Origin of the sequence: Myceligenerans xiligouense, from assembly GCF_003814695.1 — a bacterium.
In the GTDB taxonomy this organism is placed as follows: Bacteria; Actinomycetota; Actinomycetes; order Actinomycetales; family Cellulomonadaceae; genus Myceligenerans; species Myceligenerans xiligouense.
Genome location: NZ_RKQZ01000001.1, coordinates 90,570 through 107,462 on the forward strand (window position 1 = coordinate 90,570; position 16,893 = coordinate 107,462).

At 73.0% G+C, this 16,893-nt stretch carries 12 protein-coding genes; 6 read left to right on the forward strand and 6 right to left on the reverse strand.

The window, feature by feature from the left end:
* Positions 1-118: 118 nt before the first annotated feature.
* The 4 genes from EDD34_RS20985 to EDD34_RS00400 all read left to right on the forward strand — a co-directional run bounded on the left by EDD34_RS20985 (position 119) and on the right by EDD34_RS00400 (position 4,839).
* Positions 119-2,320, forward strand: a complete 2,202-nt coding sequence (locus tag EDD34_RS20985; RefSeq protein ID WP_170176916.1) for a M15 family metallopeptidase — start codon at positions 119-121, stop codon at positions 2,318-2,320.
* 101 nt (positions 2,321-2,421) lie between these two features.
* Positions 2,422-2,802 (forward strand): DUF2087 domain-containing protein, encoded by a 381-nt coding sequence (locus EDD34_RS00390; protein WP_123812823.1) that lies wholly within the window; start codon positions 2,422-2,424, stop codon positions 2,800-2,802.
* A gap of 239 nt (positions 2,803-3,041) precedes the next feature.
* A complete protein-coding gene (locus EDD34_RS00395) occupies positions 3,042-3,416 on the forward strand; it encodes an STAS domain-containing protein (RefSeq protein ID WP_123812824.1) in 375 nt (124 codons plus the stop codon).
* 112 nt (positions 3,417-3,528) lie between these two features.
* Positions 3,529-4,839: a D-arabinono-1,4-lactone oxidase gene (locus tag EDD34_RS00400; RefSeq protein ID WP_123812825.1), complete on the forward strand. Its 1,311-nt coding sequence runs from the start codon at positions 3,529-3,531 to the stop codon at positions 4,837-4,839.
* A gap of 146 nt (positions 4,840-4,985) precedes the next feature.
* Here the strand turns inward: EDD34_RS00400 and EDD34_RS00405 are convergent, their stop codons facing one another.
* From EDD34_RS00405 to EDD34_RS00420, 4 genes are read right to left on the reverse strand one after another with little or no spacing between them, the layout of a single operon-like run.
* Positions 4,986-5,132, reverse strand: a complete 147-nt coding sequence (locus tag EDD34_RS00405; RefSeq protein WP_123812826.1) for a MetS family NSS transporter small subunit — start codon at positions 5,130-5,132, stop codon at positions 4,986-4,988.
* A complete protein-coding gene (locus tag EDD34_RS00410) occupies positions 5,129-6,721 on the reverse strand; it encodes a sodium-dependent transporter (protein ID WP_123812827.1) in 1,593 nt (530 codons plus the stop codon). The genes EDD34_RS00405 and EDD34_RS00410 overlap by 4 nt, the downstream gene beginning before the upstream one ends.
* 43 nt (positions 6,722-6,764) lie before the next feature.
* The gene (locus EDD34_RS00415) at positions 6,765-7,868 is read right to left on the reverse strand and encodes a sensor histidine kinase (RefSeq protein ID WP_211341454.1); all 1,104 of its coding nucleotides are present in this window, start codon (positions 7,866-7,868) and stop codon (positions 6,765-6,767) included.
* Entirely contained in the window at positions 7,856-8,713 is an 858-nt protein-coding gene (locus EDD34_RS00420; protein ID WP_123812828.1) for a response regulator transcription factor, read from the reverse strand. Before EDD34_RS00420 ends, EDD34_RS00415 begins: the two co-directional genes overlap by 13 nt.
* A 348-nt stretch (positions 8,714-9,061) precedes the next feature.
* On the opposite strand from EDD34_RS00420, the gene EDD34_RS20990 reads away from it, so the two are divergent.
* Both EDD34_RS20990 and EDD34_RS00430 read left to right on the forward strand, forming a co-directional pair.
* Complete coding sequence (locus EDD34_RS20990) at positions 9,062-9,943, forward strand: SigE family RNA polymerase sigma factor (RefSeq protein ID WP_246012121.1); 882 nt, start codon at positions 9,062-9,064, stop codon at positions 9,941-9,943.
* Positions 9,940-11,352 carry a hypothetical protein gene (locus EDD34_RS00430; protein ID WP_123812829.1) on the forward strand — a complete coding sequence of 471 codons (1,413 nt, stop codon included), beginning with the start codon at positions 9,940-9,942 and terminating at the stop codon, positions 11,350-11,352. Before EDD34_RS20990 ends, EDD34_RS00430 begins: the two co-directional genes overlap by 4 nt.
* Before the next feature lie 128 nt (positions 11,353-11,480).
* Here EDD34_RS00430 and EDD34_RS21340 read toward each other — a convergent pair whose 3' ends face one another.
* Together EDD34_RS21340 and EDD34_RS00440 are read right to left on the reverse strand one after the other, a co-directional pair.
* Positions 11,481-12,827, reverse strand: coding sequence for an excalibur calcium-binding domain-containing protein (locus EDD34_RS21340; RefSeq protein WP_123812830.1), 1,347 nt, complete (start codon positions 12,825-12,827; stop codon positions 11,481-11,483).
* A gap of 147 nt (positions 12,828-12,974) precedes the next feature.
* Entirely contained in the window at positions 12,975-16,871 is a 3,897-nt protein-coding gene (locus EDD34_RS00440) for a TM0106 family RecB-like putative nuclease (protein WP_123812831.1), read from the reverse strand.
* Between the last annotated feature and the right edge of the window lie 22 nt (positions 16,872-16,893).

Here is a 16,893-nt window from a genome sequence, read left to right on the forward strand (position 1 = left end):
GCGGTTCGCCGCGTGCCGGTCGGGGTCAGCGGCGTGTGCGAAGATGCGTGCGCGCAGTACGGAGGTCGAGGCGGCGACGGTGCCGCACCGGCAACCAACCGACGTAGGGGGTGTGTCCATGAGCAGCCCGAGCGATTCCTCTCCTGGGGAACGCGCGGACGGCGCCGACGAGGCGCCGGACGGCGTGCTGTCCGGGCCCGGAGCGACGCGTCGGCTCTCCCGGCTGCCGGGTGCCACCTTCGTGCGTGCACACCGCCGGGGGCTGCGGAGGGCCTCCACCGCCGTGGTGGGTGCCGCGGTCGCCGCCGCCGTGTTGTTCGGCTCGGGCGGAAGCCTGCCGCGGGGAGGCGCCGGCTATGCCGAGGCGCCGTTGCGTTCGTACGCCGCGGCGGGGGAAGCATCCGCGATCGCCGCCTCCGGCGGGGACATCACCGTCGGCCAGGTGCTCGGAGTGCTCGAGCGCGCGCACCAGCTCGCCATGGAACAGGGCGCAGCCATGGACCCCCAGGTCGCCCAGGCCGCGGCGGAGCTCGGCATGCTGTACACGACCTACCGGGCGCAGCAGGAGGCGATTCGCGCGGCGTCGGGCATCCTCGACCCGCGCGACGGTTCCGTGGTCGGCGGCGCTCCGGGCCACGACGGCAGCGCTGCCGACCATGACGACAGCGCTCCGGGCCACGACGACAGCGCTTCGAGTCAGGGCGGCAGCCAGGGGCCCGGCGCCGCGGCCGGCAAGGAGCCGGGTGACGACGGGTCCGGACTCACCGTGGACATCGAGGCGGTCACCGAGGTCTCACAAGTGCGCGGCCTCGGCGACAAGCCCGTCGACGACCTCGGCGCGGACGGCTCGGGCCGTCTCGAGGTCGAGGCGGACGCGCACGACCACGACCACGTCACGCTGGTGACGCGGGAGGACCTCGTGCTCGCCGCGCAGCGGCTGGCACGGCTCATGGACCCGAGCAAGGCGGACGCACTCATCGTGGCACCGGTCCCGGCGGACGGGACGGGCACCGCGGCGGGTTCGGGGGATCCGGGCCTGCGGCAGAACCTGATGACCATCGTGGACGCGTTCGGCCTGTCCACGGCCGGTTTCGCGAACGGCCGCATCCCGGTCACGGTTCTCTGCCCTCTCGAGTTCGCGCCGGGTCACCGGCTGCGCTGCGACGCCGCCGAGCGGTTCACCGCGCTGAACGAGGAGTACGAGAAGCGGTTCGGCCGGAGCATTCCGATCACCGACTCGTACCGGACCTACGACGCGCAGGTGACGCTGCGGGCGCTCAAGCCGACCCTGGCGGCGATTCCCGGGACCTCCAACCACGGGTGGGGGATCGCCGTCGACCTCGGTGCGCCGATCAACTCGGGCCGGAGCGCCGAGTACGCCTGGCTCCGGGTGCACGGCCCGGACTACGGCTGGGACAACCCGGGATGGGCCCGCCTGGACGGTTCGAAGCCCGAGCCGTGGCACTTCGAGTTCTTCGCGGCCGGGATCATCCCGAACCGCGCACTGGACGTGTCGGACATCAGCACCGAGGACGATCCCCGGTACCGGCCGCCGGAGAAGCCGAAGCCCGGCGACGAGCCCGCCGCGATACCGGCGAAGGACACCAAGGACCCCAAGGGCTCGAAGGGCGACGGCAAGAGCGGCGGGTCGGACGACCCGAGCAAGGATCCGGGCGACGGCACACCCCCGTCGTCCAAGCCGTCGGAGCCGACACCCAAGCCGAGCCCGTCGCCGAGCAAGCCCAAGCCGAGCCCTTCGCCCTCGCCGTCGCCGAGCAAGGACCCGACGCCGACGCCCTCGCCGACGCCGAGCAAGGAGCCGACGCCCTCTCCCTCGCCCAGCAAGGAGCCGACGCCGACGCCGTCGCCGTCGCCGAGTGACGGGCCCAGTGAACCCGGCGACCCGAGCGGCGATCCCAGCGACCCGAGCGAACCCACCGATCCGGGCAAGCCCAGTGGTGACCCGGACGTGTCCTGCGACGAGTCCGCGGACGAGACGGCCGGGACGCGCGACGACGGCGGAGCGGGCGACGAGCCGGGTGGCGACTCCGGCGCCGACTCGGCCTCCGCCGCCGAGTCGGAGGAGGTCGCGCCGTGCGGCCCGGACGACGGCGACGGGACCGTCGGGACCGAGCAGGAGACCTCGTCGTCACCGTCCGAACCCTCGGACGCGCCGTCCGCGCGGACGGACGCGATGACCGGGGTCGTCGGCTCGGCCACGAGGTCGTCACTCGCCCGCCGGAGGGACGGGGACGGCGAGGACCCCGAGGGTGAGGACGCCGACGATGCGGACCGCGGTGGGGAGAACGTCGGCGCCTGACGGGAGACCTGCCCTCGACCGAATCCCCTCACCTGCTGTGACGCGCGCGCGTCAGCGCGGAGATACCGGGAATTCATGCACAGGCTCTACAGTGCCCGACGATGAGTACTGATTCTTCCGGTGCCGGGACGGGCGCCGTCGGCGATCCGCGGCGCTTCCTTCACGACGGGCGTCTCGAGACGCTGCCGCGTCGCCGTCGCGACAAGATCGCGGTCACGCGGTACATCGCGACACGGGCGCTCCCGGTTCTCCTGGAGCCGGTGGGCGAGCGGGAACTCACGGATCGCCTGGCCCGTCTCGCGCGCGATCCGGTCGGACTGCGCAGGGCGATGGTCGATCTCGGGCTCGTGACGCGCACGCGCGACGGCTCCGAGTACTGGCGCACCGAACGCACGGAGTACGAGGACCAGGACGCGGACGCTGTAGTGCTGGCGACCCGAGTCCTTGAGCAAGAACTTGACCAAACTTCGGAGGAATCATAAGGAATGCGGTGATGGTGGTAACAGTGGGAACTGTCACTCACCCCCGCGCGTTGGTGCAGTGTCACGTGATCTTGACTTCGCGCAACGTGAACGTAACGGGTCCGGACTGGACTCTTCGGCCCGTTGGGTGAAGACTCGAACCCAGTCGTATTCCTGCCCCGCGCTTCACGGTGAGGTGAGTCTGCGCCAAGGGCACGTCAAATATCGGTCGAAGCACTGACAACGGAGTGTACGAAGACATGGATCCTCTCCCGAGCTCTTCCGACCCCGCCTCGGAGCCCGGACGCCCCGGCTCCGGGATCGCCTGCCGACATGTGTACGAGGGCTCGATCCTCACCCTGTGGGGCGAGGTCGACGCCCAGCTCCGGGAGGCCGCCAGCCAGGCCATGGCCTCCCTCGCCTCCCGCCCTGATCCCGCGCCGGTGATCGTCGACGCGCGCGACGTCACCTTCATCGACTCCTCCGGGGTCGCGTTCATCCTCCAGGTCTTCGTTCTCGGCGAGGAGACAGGGTCGACGGTGACCCTGCGCGAGCCCTCGGCGGAGGTCATGCGAGTCCTCGACATGGTCGGGATCTCGGAACGCCTGCTCATGGAGGAAAAGGCGACCGCGTGACGTTTCCTCTCGCCGGGATGGTCGGGCAGCGACGCCGTCGACCATCCTGGCGATCCGTGCGCGGCGATGAGATAGATCCGACGCCCGGCGCGTGGAGTGGCACCCTGTGGTCGTGAGCAACGACGTCAGCGTGAACTGGGCAGGCAACCTCACCTATTCGGCGAGTGCGGTCGCGCGGCCCGGCACGCCGCAGGAACTCTCGGACCTGATCCGTGGCACGGACCGGGTCAAGGCGCTCGGCTCGCGGCACTCGTTCTGCGACGTCGCGGACACCACCGGCACGCACGTCCTGCTCGACGCGTACGACGACGGGCGCCCGGCCGTCGTCGTCGACCCCGGCAGCGGCGTGGCGTCGCTGCGCGCGGGGTTGCTGTACGGCCAGGCGGGTGCGGCACTGCTGGGGCAGGGCCGGGCGCTGCGCACGATGGCGTCGCTCCCGCACATCTCGCTGGCGGGTGCGATCGCCACGGCGACCCACGGCTCGGGCGACGCGAACGGGTGCCTCGCGAGCGACGTCGTCGGGCTGGAGATCGTCACCGCCGACGGCGGGACGCGCACCCTGCGTCGCGGCGACGCGGACTTCCCGGGCGCCGTCGTCGGCCTCGGAGCGCTCGGTGTCGTGACCCGCGTCGAGATGGCCACCGACGCGGCGTTCCAGGTGAGCCAGGACGTCGTCGTCGATCTGCCCTGGGAGGCGCTGCTCACCGACCTCGACGCGATCACCGGCGCCGCGTACTCGGTCAGCGCGTTCACCCGCTGGGGTGACGACACCGTCTCCCAGGTCTGGCTGAAGTCGCGGGTGGATGACCCGTCGCACCGGCCGGGCGGAGACGCCACGACCGGCGCGGGGCGCCGACCCGCCCGGGAGGTCCTGCTCGACCTGGGCGCCCGTGACGCCCCTGGTCCGATGCACCCGCTGGCGGGCGAGGACCCGGCCGCGAGCACCGTCCAAGGCGGCGTGGCGGGCCCCGCGCACGAGCGGCTCCCGCACTTCCGCGCGGAGCACACGCCGTCGACCGGTGCCGAGCTCCAGTCCGAGTACCTCGTGCCGCGCGAACGTGCGGCCGAGGCGATCGATGCGATGCGGGGCCTCGGCGCCAAGGTGCGGCCACTGCTGTTCGCCGGCGAGATCCGGACCGTCGCCGGTGACGACCTGTGGCTCAGCCCGTTCGACGGCGACACCCTCGCTCTGCACTTCACCTGGAAGCCGGACGGCGACGCGGTCCGGGCCGTGCTGCGCGACCTGGAGGCGGCACTGCTCCCGCTGGGCGCCCGACCGCACTGGGGCAAGATCTTCGTCGCGTCACCGAGCGACGTCGCGGCGATGTTCCCGCGCTTCGCGGACTTCGCGGCCCTGGCGAACCGGATGGATCCGCAGGGCAAGTTCCGCGGCGGCTATCTCACCCGGCTCCTGCCCGCGTAGCCGTGCCCCGGCCGGCACGGCCAACGGCGCGGTGCCGTGGCGCGGCAGCGGCGTCGGGCCGTCGCGCGGCGGCGGCGTGGAACCTCGGGCTCCACGCCGCCGTCCTGACGGCACCGCCGCTCCCCGCGGTGGGCGACGCCGGGAGATCAGGAGTTCTGCTCGTCGCCGCCGGTCTCGCCGTCCGGCCACTCCGTCCGTTCCGGCCGGGCCACGAGCATGGCGATGCTGACGCCCAGGCCTCCCCACACGAGCAGCAGCGACACCACCATCAGAGCGATCGCGCTCGCGTTCATGCCGCACCTTCCTTCCCGCCGCGCGCCGGCGGCGTGTGGCTCCTGTCGTAGCGCGGCCACGGGGCGTAGACGTCCACCGGTGACCTCCAGGGCGTGAGGGTGAGCACCACGGCGAACACCACGAACGCGGCGATCGCCCCCCAGCCCACGACACCGAGGTACCAGGTCGCATACCCCTCGTACCCCTCGACGAGCAGCGTCTGGATCCGTGACACGAGCATCCAGCCGAGCACCAGCGGCGCCAGTACCCCGACGAAGAACGTCCACCAGCCCCCGACCTGCAGCGTCGACACCGAGTTCAGGTGGAACCGCAGTTCCCTGCCCCGTCGCGCCACCCAGATCACCAGCACGCACATCGCGACCGCGGCCGAGACGATCCCGACGTTGTTGGCCCAGTTGTCCAGTGTGTCGAGCGCGATCAGACCGGTCGTCGTCGAGAAGCCGAGCACGGAGATCACTCCCGCGACGCCGCCGATCCCGAACGCCGCCTGGCGCCGGGAGATCGACAGCTTCTCCTGGAACGCGGCCGAGACGACCTGCAGGATCGACACCAGCGACGTGAACCCGGCCATCACCAGCGACCCGAAGAACAGCGCGCCGAACAGCGCGCCGGCGGGCATCTGGGAGACCAGCGCGGGGAACGTCACGAACGACAGGATCGGTCCCGTGATCCCCTCGAGTTCCCCGAACGCCACGCCCTCCTGCCCGGCGAGGAAGCCGAGCGCGGCGAACACCCCGATCCCGGCGAAGAGCTCGAACCCGGAGTTGGCGAACGCGACCACCAGGCCCGGCGACGTGAGGTTCCCGCGCCGCCTGCGGTAGGACGCGTACGTGATCATGATCCCGAACGCGATCGACAGCGAGAAGAAGATCTGGCCGTATGCCGCGATCCACACGTCGGCGTCCCCGAGCGCGGCCCAGTTCGGCGTGAACAGGGCGTTCAGGCCGTCCGTGGCCCCCGGGAGGAACAGGGAGCGGACCACCAGGACACCGAACGCGACGAGCAGCAGCGGCATGAACAGGAGGTTCACCCGCTGCACGCCGCGCGCGACCCCGGCCGAAAGCACGATGATCGCCACGACCCAGACCAGGACGAGCGGGATCAGCACCGCGGGCACGAAGTCGAGGGTGAACCACGGGTCGGCGCCACCGACGTCGGCCACCTGGAGGTAGTCGACCAGGAAGAAGGTCGTGGTGTCGTCGCCCCAGCGCAGGTCGAAGGAATACCAGAAGAAGCTCAGTGCCCACGCGATCACCGCCGTGTAGTACACGGCGATCGCGAGGCAGATCGCCACCTGGTACCAGCCGAGGGTCTCGAACCAGCGGCTGATCCGGCGCATCGCCAGCGGGGCGGAACCGCGGAACCGGTGCCCGATCGCGTAGTCGAGGTACAGGATCGGGACGCCGGCCGTGATGAGGGCGATCAGGTACGGCACGAGGAATGCCCCGCCACCGTTCTCGTAGGCCACGCCGGGGAACCGCCAGATGTTCCCCAGCCCGACCGCCGACCCGATCGCCGACAGGATGAAGCCGACCTGTCCGGTCCACTCCTCTCGCGGCCTTGCCTCGGGTGAAATCTGTGTACTCATGATCCAGATCATCCCCCGGCTGTCCACGTCCCGCGCGGAGTGTTCACGTTCCGACTGCGGTCCCGCCTCCGGCCCCGGCGGGAAGCCGCAGTTCCGCGACGCAGCCCGGTCCGGCGTTCCGGATCGAGGCGGACCCGCCGTGGACGTCCGCGACCCCGCGGACGATCGCCAGGCCGAGCCCGGCGCCGCCGCTCTCGTGCGGGACGCCGGACCCGGCGGCGGGACCGCCCTGCGAGGCTCGCTCCGGCGTTCTGGCGCGCGTCCCCCGCCATCCCGCGTCGAAGACCCGCGGCAGGTCGGCCTCGGGAATCCCCCCGCACTCGTCCTGCACCGCGATGACGGCGATCCGCTGGTCCCGGGACGGCGGGTCCGTCGCGGCCGGGTGCGCGGTGACCGTCACGGTTCCGCCGGGGGGCGTGTGACGTACCGCGTTGACCAGTAAGTTCGCCACAGCGCGGGCAACCTCGCGGGCATCGACGGTCGCCAGCGCGCCGTCGCCGTCGGCCTCGACCACCCGCACGTCCCGTGCGTCGGCGAGGGGCCGGATCGCGGCGACGGCGTCGGAGACCAGGTCACGCAGGTCCACGAGCTGGGCGCGCAGGACGAGCGCCGGCGACTGCAGACGCGACAGCGCGAGCAGGTCGTCCACCATGCCTGACATCCGGTGGTTCTCGGCCTGGATGCGGCGCACCGTCTCGGCCTCGTCGCCGACGTCGTCCTCCAGCGCCTCGGCGAGCACGCGGACGGCGGCGAGCGGCGTGCGCAGGTCGTGGGACACCCAGGCGACCATCTCGCGGCGTCCCGCCTCGATCTCGCGGTCCCGTGCCCGGGCCGCCGTGATCGCCGCCGCCTCCGCGGCGATCCGCCAGATCCGCACGGCCAGCACCATCCCGACGCCGAGTGCCACCGGGATCGCCGCCGCCAGCAGGAGCAGCACCGTCGTGGAGTCCTTGTCCGACAAGAACATGGCGCGCACGCTCGCGTACACCCCCGCGGCCACGGACACCACGACCACCAGCGGCGCGAGCACGGCCGCCGCCGCGGCGCGCCGTCGGGCGACCGCGAAGACCCCGACCGCTCCGACGGCGCCGACCGCCGCCGCCACTCCGGCGGACAGGACGAGGCCCTCCAGCATCACGTCGTCCACGGGGAGTCCTCGGGCGCCGCCACCGCCGGCGGGTGCACCGGCGCCGGGTCCCAGCGGTAGCCCACGCCGAACACCGTGACCAGTCGTTCGGGTTTCGAGGGGTCCGTCTCGACCTTCTCGCGCAGTCGGCGGACGTGCACGGTCACGGTGGACTGGTCGCCGAACTCCCAGCCCCAGACCTCACGCATGAGGCCGGGACGGTCGTGCACCTGACCGGGATGGCACAGGAACCAGCGCAACAGATCGAACTCCCGCGTGGTGAGCGAGAGCTCCCGTCCGCCGCGGATCACCCGGTGCGCCCCGGCATCGAGCACGAGGTCCCCGTCCCGCAGGACCTCGCCGTCCGACGACGTCGTCGCGCGCCCGGCCGTGGTGTCGCGCCCCGCGCCCGCCCGGGAGGCGTCCGGGGGAGTGCGAGGCACGTCCCGGCCGCCGATCGTCGGCGCCGTCTCCCGGTCCGGACGGCGGAGGTGGCCCGGTCCGGCCGCGCGGCGGAGGAGAGCCTGGACGCGCAGTGTGAGCTCGCGGGCGCTGAAGGGTTTGGTCACGTAGTCGTCGGCGCCGATCTCCAGGCCGAGGACGCGGTCCTCCTCCTCACCGCGCGCGGTGAGCATGAGCACCGGGAGATCGGGCCGCATCCCTCGCAGGCGGCGGCAGACCTCGAGCCCGTCGATCCCGGGCAGCATGAGGTCGAGCACGACGGCGTCGGGCGGCGTCGCGGCCGCGGAGGCCAGGGCGGCGTGCCCGTCGGCGGCATGGTCCGCGTCGATCCCGGCGCGCTCCAGGTAGGCGACGACCACCTCGGCGACGGTGCGGTCGTCGTCGACGACCAGAACTCGGGGCATCTCCACAGCATAGGAAGCAGGAGCCGAGGACGACGGCGACGCCGGGTGCCGTCACGGGACCGTAAGACCCTCCGGCGCGCGGCAGGAGACCGGTGCGACATCGGCGCGTGTGACCCCGTGTCTGCCATGCGTGGCCCGACAGATGCTCCGGACTGGCGCGACCGACCGACTTCATGACGAAATTCGTGGAACTGTCTGGAACCTTTACGGAACCTGCCGCGTGTTCCGTTCGTGACGGTTGTTGTCCCGCCCCCGGCGCACCTCGCCGTAGGCATCCCCAGGCACGACGCGTGCGGCTGCACGCGTGCCGTCACCGTTCCCGCGCATCGGAACGATGCGCGCGTCGCCGTGAGCCTCGTCGAGGACTCGGCGGAGTACGGCATGCCCGGGGACGGCATGCCGGAGGGAGTTGCCGCCGCGCAGGGGGCGGCGGCATCCTCCCGTGGTTCGGCACGAAGGGCGGGCGCCGCGCCCGTCGGAGTGGAGCCGGTCGATGCCGGACCGGTCGGTACCGGCCCGGCCGACCAGCGACAAGAGCACGACGGACGCGATGCCGTCCAGGGCCCCGTCGACCATCGCGACAGGTCAGGGGATGCCGTAGCCTCGGGCCGCGTGGGTGCCCAGATCCGCCATGCGGCAGCGCGCGGCAGCGCGCGACGACCGGAATCCGAACGCGCGACCGCTGGAGGTGCGCAGGTCACGGACAAGAACGCGGAGTTCACGGAGTTCATGCGCTCCGCCCGTGACCCACTGCACCGGATGGCCTTCCTGCTCTGCGGCGACCGGCACCGTGCCGAGGAGCTGACGCAGCAGACGTTCGAGCGCTGCTACCGCCACTGGCACAAGGCGCGCCAGGGCGAGCCGCTCGTCTACGCGCGACGCATCCTCGCGAACCTGCGTATCGACACCTGGCGTCGCACGCGCCGCGAGGTGCTCGCGGGGCCCGAGGACCTGCTGAACGCGCCCGCGGCCGGGAGCGAGAGCCCGCGCGCCGGATCGGTCGCCACGCCGGCCACCCGCACGGTCGAGGACCGCGACGCCGTGGTTCGCGCACTGCTCCAGCTACCGCTGAAACAGCGCAGGGTCGTCGTGATGCGGCACCTGCTCGACCTGTCGGAGACCGAGGTGTCCCGCGAGCTGGGCATGCCGCTCGGCACGGTGAAGTCGACGGCGTCACGCGGGCTCACCCAGTTGCGCACGATCCTGGAAGCACGGGGAGGTGCCCGATGAGCGACAACCTGTCCGACCAGGAGTTCGTCTCCCGCCTCCGTGACACGGCCTTCGACGCCGCCGGCAGCTCGACCCTCGACGTCGACTCCGTGCTGCGCTCCAGCCGCCGCAAGCACGCCGCACGCCGCACGGGTTACGCCGCGGCCGCCGGCCTGGTCCTGAGCACGGCGGGCATCGGGGCTGCCGGCGCGCTGCCCGGCGTACCCGGCCTGTGGAGCGCCGGGCCGGTGGAGGTCTCGCCGTCGTCGTCGGTGAGTCCCGACGGCGACACGGTCGACGCCGAGCCCGCTCCCACACCCGAACCGACCGCGAAGACTGCCGGCCCTTCCGCGCTCCCCGCCGAGTCCGCGCAGGTCACCAAGGTCGGCCCGGACGTGTGGCAGGTCACGGAGCCGGTCACGGTCATGGCCGACGACGACACCGCGCTCGTCGATCTCGGAATCGGTGCCTGGAGCGAGAACTCGCGCTTCTTCGCCCAGATCGATCTCGGGACCGAGGGCGGCAAGACCGTCTGGGAGGCGCTGCGCATCCTCTCCGGAACGGACCAGGACTTCGCGACGATGGCCCGTGGCGGCACCGCGGGCACGCTGCTCTGGGACGGCGTCACGAACGACGCGATGGTGCGGCGGGCCGACAACGGATCCTCGCTGGTGTTCGGCCTCACGTCGGGTGCCGGCTCCGGTGCGCAGCACCTCGTGCTGGACGAGCCGCTGGACGGCGGCGACCCGTCGACCACCTCGGTCCCGATCGAGCCGTTCGACGTCTTCGGCGACAGCCAGGTCTGGCTGCGCGTCGCCGAGGTGCGGTCGCGGGTCGAGCCGCGCGGGTTCGTCTACGCGGACGGCGACAGGTGGGGCGCCTCGTGGTGCCGGACGACGTCGCCACGGTGCACCGTCGTGTACGACCCGGCCGGCGGCGCCGTACGAAAGCCCTCCGGGGCCGAGCTCTCCCCGTTGGTCACGGAGCTCGGTCAGGCGATGCTGGACGGCGCGGACAAGCCCGTCGTCGCGGCCATGGAGGTCTGCGTCTCGTCGCGGGGTGACGACGCGTGGACGGCTCCGCCCGGGCTGACCGAGGACACGCTCGGCGCCGTGCCGGACGGTATCGACGCCGGGCAGTGGCGACAGTGCCTCATCGATCTGACCGAGGCGGCCGTGGCCGTGCAGCGAGGGCGGATCGACCTTCCCGCGGAGGGCGAGGGCGACGCGCCGGATGCCGGCAGCCCGGCTCCGGCGACCCCGGGTCCGACCCCGAGCGACGGGGAACAGGACGACCCGACGGGACCGATCGAGACCGTGACCGACGGCGTGGGCGAACTCATCGAGGGCGTTCTCGGCGGCGTGGGCGACGTGCTCAGCGGTGACACCGCCGACGACGGGAACCTCCTCGGGGGCGACTCGGGAGGGTGACCCGACCCGGCCCGTGAGGGCCGGCAAAGACTTCCCGCCGGGGTCTGGGTTCCTCCGGCGGGAACCAGCGAACGGCCCGGGGCAGAAATCTGGGGTTCTGCCTCGGGCCGTTCATCCTTCTCGCTCGGCTACTCGCCGTCCTCGCAGGCCAGGCCGTTGCCGTTCCGGTCGAGATCCCAGCGGTAGCTCGGGTCGGAGTCGGGGAGCGGCGCGCGGCCCGCCGCGCGCACGTCGTCACAGGTGAAGAAGAACTGGAAACCGTCGTTCCCGTTGCCGTTGTTCTCCTCCTCCCACTCCTCTTCGTTCTCCTGCTGCTCCTGCTGCTGCTGTTCCCGCTGCTCGTTCAGCTCGCGCTCGTTCTTGGTGAGCTCCGTCTCGCGCTTGCTGAGCTCCTGTTCCCGCTTCGCGACCTCGTTGCGCTGCTCCTTGAGCTGCGCGAGGTCCTGGTCGAGCTGCTCGCGCTCGGCCGCGACCTCGGCCTGGATCTGCTCGGCGTTCGTGATCGCCTGATTGGCGTCGGCCTGCAGGCCGGCGGTGACGACGACGCCGATGATCACGCCGAGGGCCGCACCCGCGATCCCCACACCGATCAGGAGCGGGGTGCCGGGCGGCTTGGCACCTCCCGGCGTGCCGCCGGGACGCCCCGCGGGCGGGCGTCCGCCGGGGCCGTGCACACCGGCACCGGGAGGCATCGGCGTGGCCGGGCCGGGGGGCACCGGCGCGGGCTCGTGCGCGCGTGACCTGGTGCCGAGGCTCTTGATCGAGCCGAGCAGGTTCTGGCCCATCGCGGCCACGGAACTCTTCGGTGCCTGCCCCTCGGGCGGCAGCATGCCAGGGCCGCCGGGTCCCCCTGGGCCCGGAGCGCCCGGGCCCGGGGGTGCGCCGTAGCCCCCGAAGCCCGGGCCGCCGGGCATTCCGGGGGGCAGAGGGGAACCGGGAGGCGCCTGGCCGGGCGGTGGCCCGGGCGGGCCCGGCGTGAGGGGTGCCGGCGCGCCGGTGCCAGGCACGGCCTGGAGCGCCATCGTGCTGGTGTCCTCGCGCGGTGCGGGGCCGTCGCCGACCGGCACCGGGTGGACCATCGTCTCGTCGGTCCCCGGCCGGCCCGGCCCGGGGCCCTCGGCGGGCAGGGAGACGGTCGGCTCGTCGGGTGCGCGCGTGCCCGCGGCGTCGTCGGGCACCCGGCGGACGGTCAGCTCGTCGACGGGAGAGGCGTGCGGGGCCCGTTCGGCCGGCGCGATGATCCGCGTGGAGTCCTGGCCGGCCGACGGCGGGTTGCCGGTGCCCGACGGCGCGGCGGGCGGCCCGGCAGGGGCTGCCGGGGCGGGTGGCGCCGGTGGTGCGGGGTTCGGCTCGCGGATCCAGTACTCCCAGCCGGGTGGGGCCGGGGGCCAGGACGGGTCGGGCACCCAGCTGGCGTCGGGTCGGAATCCCGGGGGCACTTGCCAACCCGGGGGCGGGTTGAAGCGCACGGCCATGGTTTCTCCTTCAACGTGGGGGCGGGGCCACTATGGAGCATCGGGCATCGAAAAAGCCAGGAGAGCGGCCCCACGATCGGACATTTTGCCCTACCGCGGGACCGGTGCGGTACCCTGCCGCGTTCACCGCACGGCCGCGCCCTCGGGTCAGCCGGAGGTGAGGCGGAGGAAGGCCCCGAGGTCGAGAAGGTGGCGGAGGCCGTTCGCCTCCAGGTCGCCAGGAAGGTAGTCGGTCAGGCGCGGGGAGCGCACCACGACCGCCCGCCACTGTGCCCGGGAGACCGCCACGTTCAGGCGGTTGCGGGACAGCAGGAATCCCATGCCGCGCGAGACGTCATGCGGCGACGACGCCGCGAGCGTCAGGATCACCACCGGCGCCTCGCGCCCCTGGAACAGGTCGACGGTCCCGACGGGCACGCGGTCCAGTCCGGCCTCGGCGAGGGCGCGCCGCACGACGTGCACCTGCGCGTTGTAGGCGGCCACCACCACGACGTCCTCCTGGCCGAGAGGGCGCACCTCCCCGGCGTGCCGCCGCGATCCCGGCCGGGACGTCTCCTCGGTGACCGGCCTCTCGCCCTGCCGGAGGGAGGGGTCGGACCACTCGCGCCCCATCACGGCCTGCACCTGGCGGACGACCTCGGCAGCCTCCTCGGGTGAGGAGAGCCGGTTTCCCTCGTGCGGCACGGGAACGTGATGCACTCCCGGTGCGACGCCGGCGAGGGAGCGCCTCGCGGCGACCGGGTGCGCGTCGAGCTTTCCCGAGTAGGCGAGGTCCGAGACCTTGCGGCACAGCGCCGGATGCATGCGCCACGACGTGTCCAGGAAGTAGCCGAGCTCGTCGGGCAGCACCGCTTCCGCGCCCGCGAGCCAGCCGATCACCGACGAGTCCACGGGCTCAGGATGCCTGCCCTGCGTCACCTGGGGGAGCTGCTGCGGATCACCGAGCAGGAGGACACGCCGGGCGGACCGCACGACGGCGACGGCGTCGGCCAGGGAGAACTGCCCTGCCTCCTCGATCACGAGCAGGTCGAGCCCCGCGGCGGGCCAGCGCCGGTGGGCGAAGTCCCACGCCGTCCCGCCCACCACGCAGCCTCCGGGCTGCCGTGAGGCGAAGTCCGCGAGCGCGTCCGCGCTCAGCTCCTGCCAGGGTGGCGCGAGCGGGCTGTCCGGCGCGCCGGTGCCCGCTCCTGGAGTCAGGCCGCGTCCGCGCGGCACCGCGGATTCCTGCCTCTTCTTGGCCACGACGGCGGCCGGGACCCCGGCCCCGTCCACGGCCGCGTGCAGCATGTTCTCGACGGCCGCGTGGGACTGCGACACCACGCCGACCCGCCACCCGTCGGCGACCAGCCGCGCCACGACCTGCGATCCGAGGCGGGTCTTGCCGGTCCCGGGTGGCCCCTGCACGGCGAGGCTGGAGTCGTCGAGATCTCGCAGGACGCGCTCCACCGTCGTCACCGTGTCGCCGTGATCGTGGGCCTTCGGCAGCTTGCCGTGGCTCACCAGGCGGGGTGGGCGCCGTTCCAGGATGTCCGCCGCGGGACCGGAGGGCAGTCCGCGCCCCTCGCGCCACGAGCGCAGGGCGGTGGCGGCCATCTCCTCGATCGCCTCCTCCTGCGGCCCGTGCCCCGGCCCGGCTCCGGGCGTCAGGGCGACCGGCAGCTGCTCGTGCCCGTCGGTGTCCCGCCGCAGCCGCTCCCGGAGGACGACGACGTCGGTGTCCACCGCGGCGTCCGCGCTCGACCGCACCTCGAGGATCTTGCCCCCGGAGTGCGATCCCCGTACCGCGCGATCCGGCAGGCTCCGCACGACGGGTGGAACCGGCTGGTCGTAGAGAACCTCCACCGCCGTGCCCGCCACCAGGTCTGAGTCGCCCACCCGGGACGCATCGAGCATCCGGCCCGCGAGCTCGACGTCCCGCGAGAGCGTCCGCTTCCCCGGCGCGGTCTCCCACTCCCGGGAGACCCGCCCTCGTTCCACGCGAAACGCCGACCCCTTGCCGGGCCACTCGTCGACCGGCAGCTCCAGCCGCCCGAAGTGCTCCTGCCAGAACGGCTTGTCCTCCCGCACGTAGTACTCGACGGCGGCGCCGAGCAGTGCCAGCGCCTGCTCCCCGCTGCTTCGCCGTTCGGCGCTCTCCCCGACCACCTCCCGGATCTCCCGCGCCAGCGCCCCCCACCGCTCCCGGGACTCCTGCCGCGCCCCCGGGCGAGAGGCCGGCCCGGCACCGGCTCCGACCGGGCCCGCCTTCTGACCCGGACCGGCCCCGTCCACGGCCGGCCCACGGGACCCACCGCCGAAGGCCTCCTTCCGGGCCCACCGCAACCACTCGAGCAGACGTAGTGTCGACCGGCAGTCGTACTCGTTGTACTCCAGGATCCGCCGGCGCAGGACACCGGCGTCGTCCATCCGTCCCTCCACCACGGCCTGCGTGTACTCCGCGTACTCGATCACCGACGAGGCGGCGTCCTTCACCCCCTCGCGCGCGGGATCGTGGAGCATGTAGAGCGGCTCGAGCCTCTTGATCGACAGCGACCGGTCGCTGGTCCGCACCGCCGACCGCACCACCGCGTAGAGGTCCACCAGCACGCCGTCCCGCAGCAGGTCGTCGACCTGCTCCTCGTAGGTGCCGTGCCGTGCGGCGATGGACAGCAGGTGGGTCCTCTCGTACGGCGCGTAGTGATACACGTGCATCCCGGGAGACACGGCCCGGCGGGCGTTCACGTGATCCACGAACCGGACGAGCGCATCGCGCTCGGCGGTCAGGTCGTCCGCCCACAGGCCCGTGAACGGTGGTCTCGCGTCCGGCGTCGTCGGCCGTTCCACCCAGCCGAACAGGTAGTCCAGTCCCGTCGCCGCGCGCTCGCCCGAGGCCCGGACCTCCTCCCACAGCGGGTCGCCCTCGAAATCGAAGAAGATGTCACCCGGCGACGGTGCCGGCAGGGAGTCGATCGGCTGAGGGTCCACGATCTTCCAGCGCAGCCGCCCGCCAGGCCCGGCAGGGCCGTCGTCCAGCGCGACCGAGCCGTGCCCCTCGTCCAGGCCGAGCTGTAAACGGGCCTGGTCCCGCAGCGCCTCGAACCGCGCCGCCGGCATGCCGTCCGGGGCAGCGACCGCGGTGGCCAGGAGATCGATGGTGGTCACGCCTCCTTCCGCCAGCCGGGCTCGCTGCCGCTCGTACACGCCCTTGACCAGCAGGACGTCGCGGCGCGCGGTGGCGGCCTCGGCGCAGTCCTGGCACGCGCCCAGGCGGCCGCAGGCCAGCCATCGATCGTCGCCCCAGGCCACCGGGGCGTCGTCGGAGACGTGCTCGGCCAGGATCCGCAGCAGGCGCTCGCGCCGCCGCCGGAACACGGGCAGCACGTCGCCGAGATCGTGATGGGTCTCGGTCCGGTCCCCGAGGATCAGGTGGATCTGGTCGGTCGGGTCGATCCGGGCCTCGAGGAGCTGGTCGGCGTACGCGGCGAGCTGGAGCAGGGCACGCACCTTCGCGCGCCGAGCCAGCTTGGTGTCGTGGACGGCGTAGCGCGGGGCGGCCGTCCCGTCCCGGGCGGGAGCCGGCCCCGCCGCACGTGCGCCGCGATCCTCGTGCCCGGCGGGCCCCGGCCACGCATCTCGCGCCCGGTCGCGGACCAGGAAGTCCGCCCGTCCGTGGAAGCGGCCGTCGAAGAAGGACGCCTGGAAGACGACGTCGGCCCCGTGCTCCATCGCGGCGAGTGTGCGCTCGTGCGCGGCGGTGAGCTCGTCGTAGGACATGCGCCGTGCGGAGGGGACGCTGTACACCCCGCCCGCCGCCGCGCCGTCGTCCCCCTCCAGGGCCGTCACGCCGAAACGTGCCTGGTAGGAGGTGAGCACGCGGCGCTCGTGCGCGTCCCCGAGGGCGGCGGTGCGCGCGAGCATCTCGTCCTCGTCGCGGGGTCGCCGCGGAACCCGCCCGAGCACCTCGTCGAGCCGCCGGAGCAGCCGGAACTCGCACTCGCCGGCCACGACCAGGTCGCTTGCGGAGTGCACGAGAGTCTCGGGACGGCCCGGCTCCAGGAGGAACATGCCTTAGATCTATCAGCAGTTG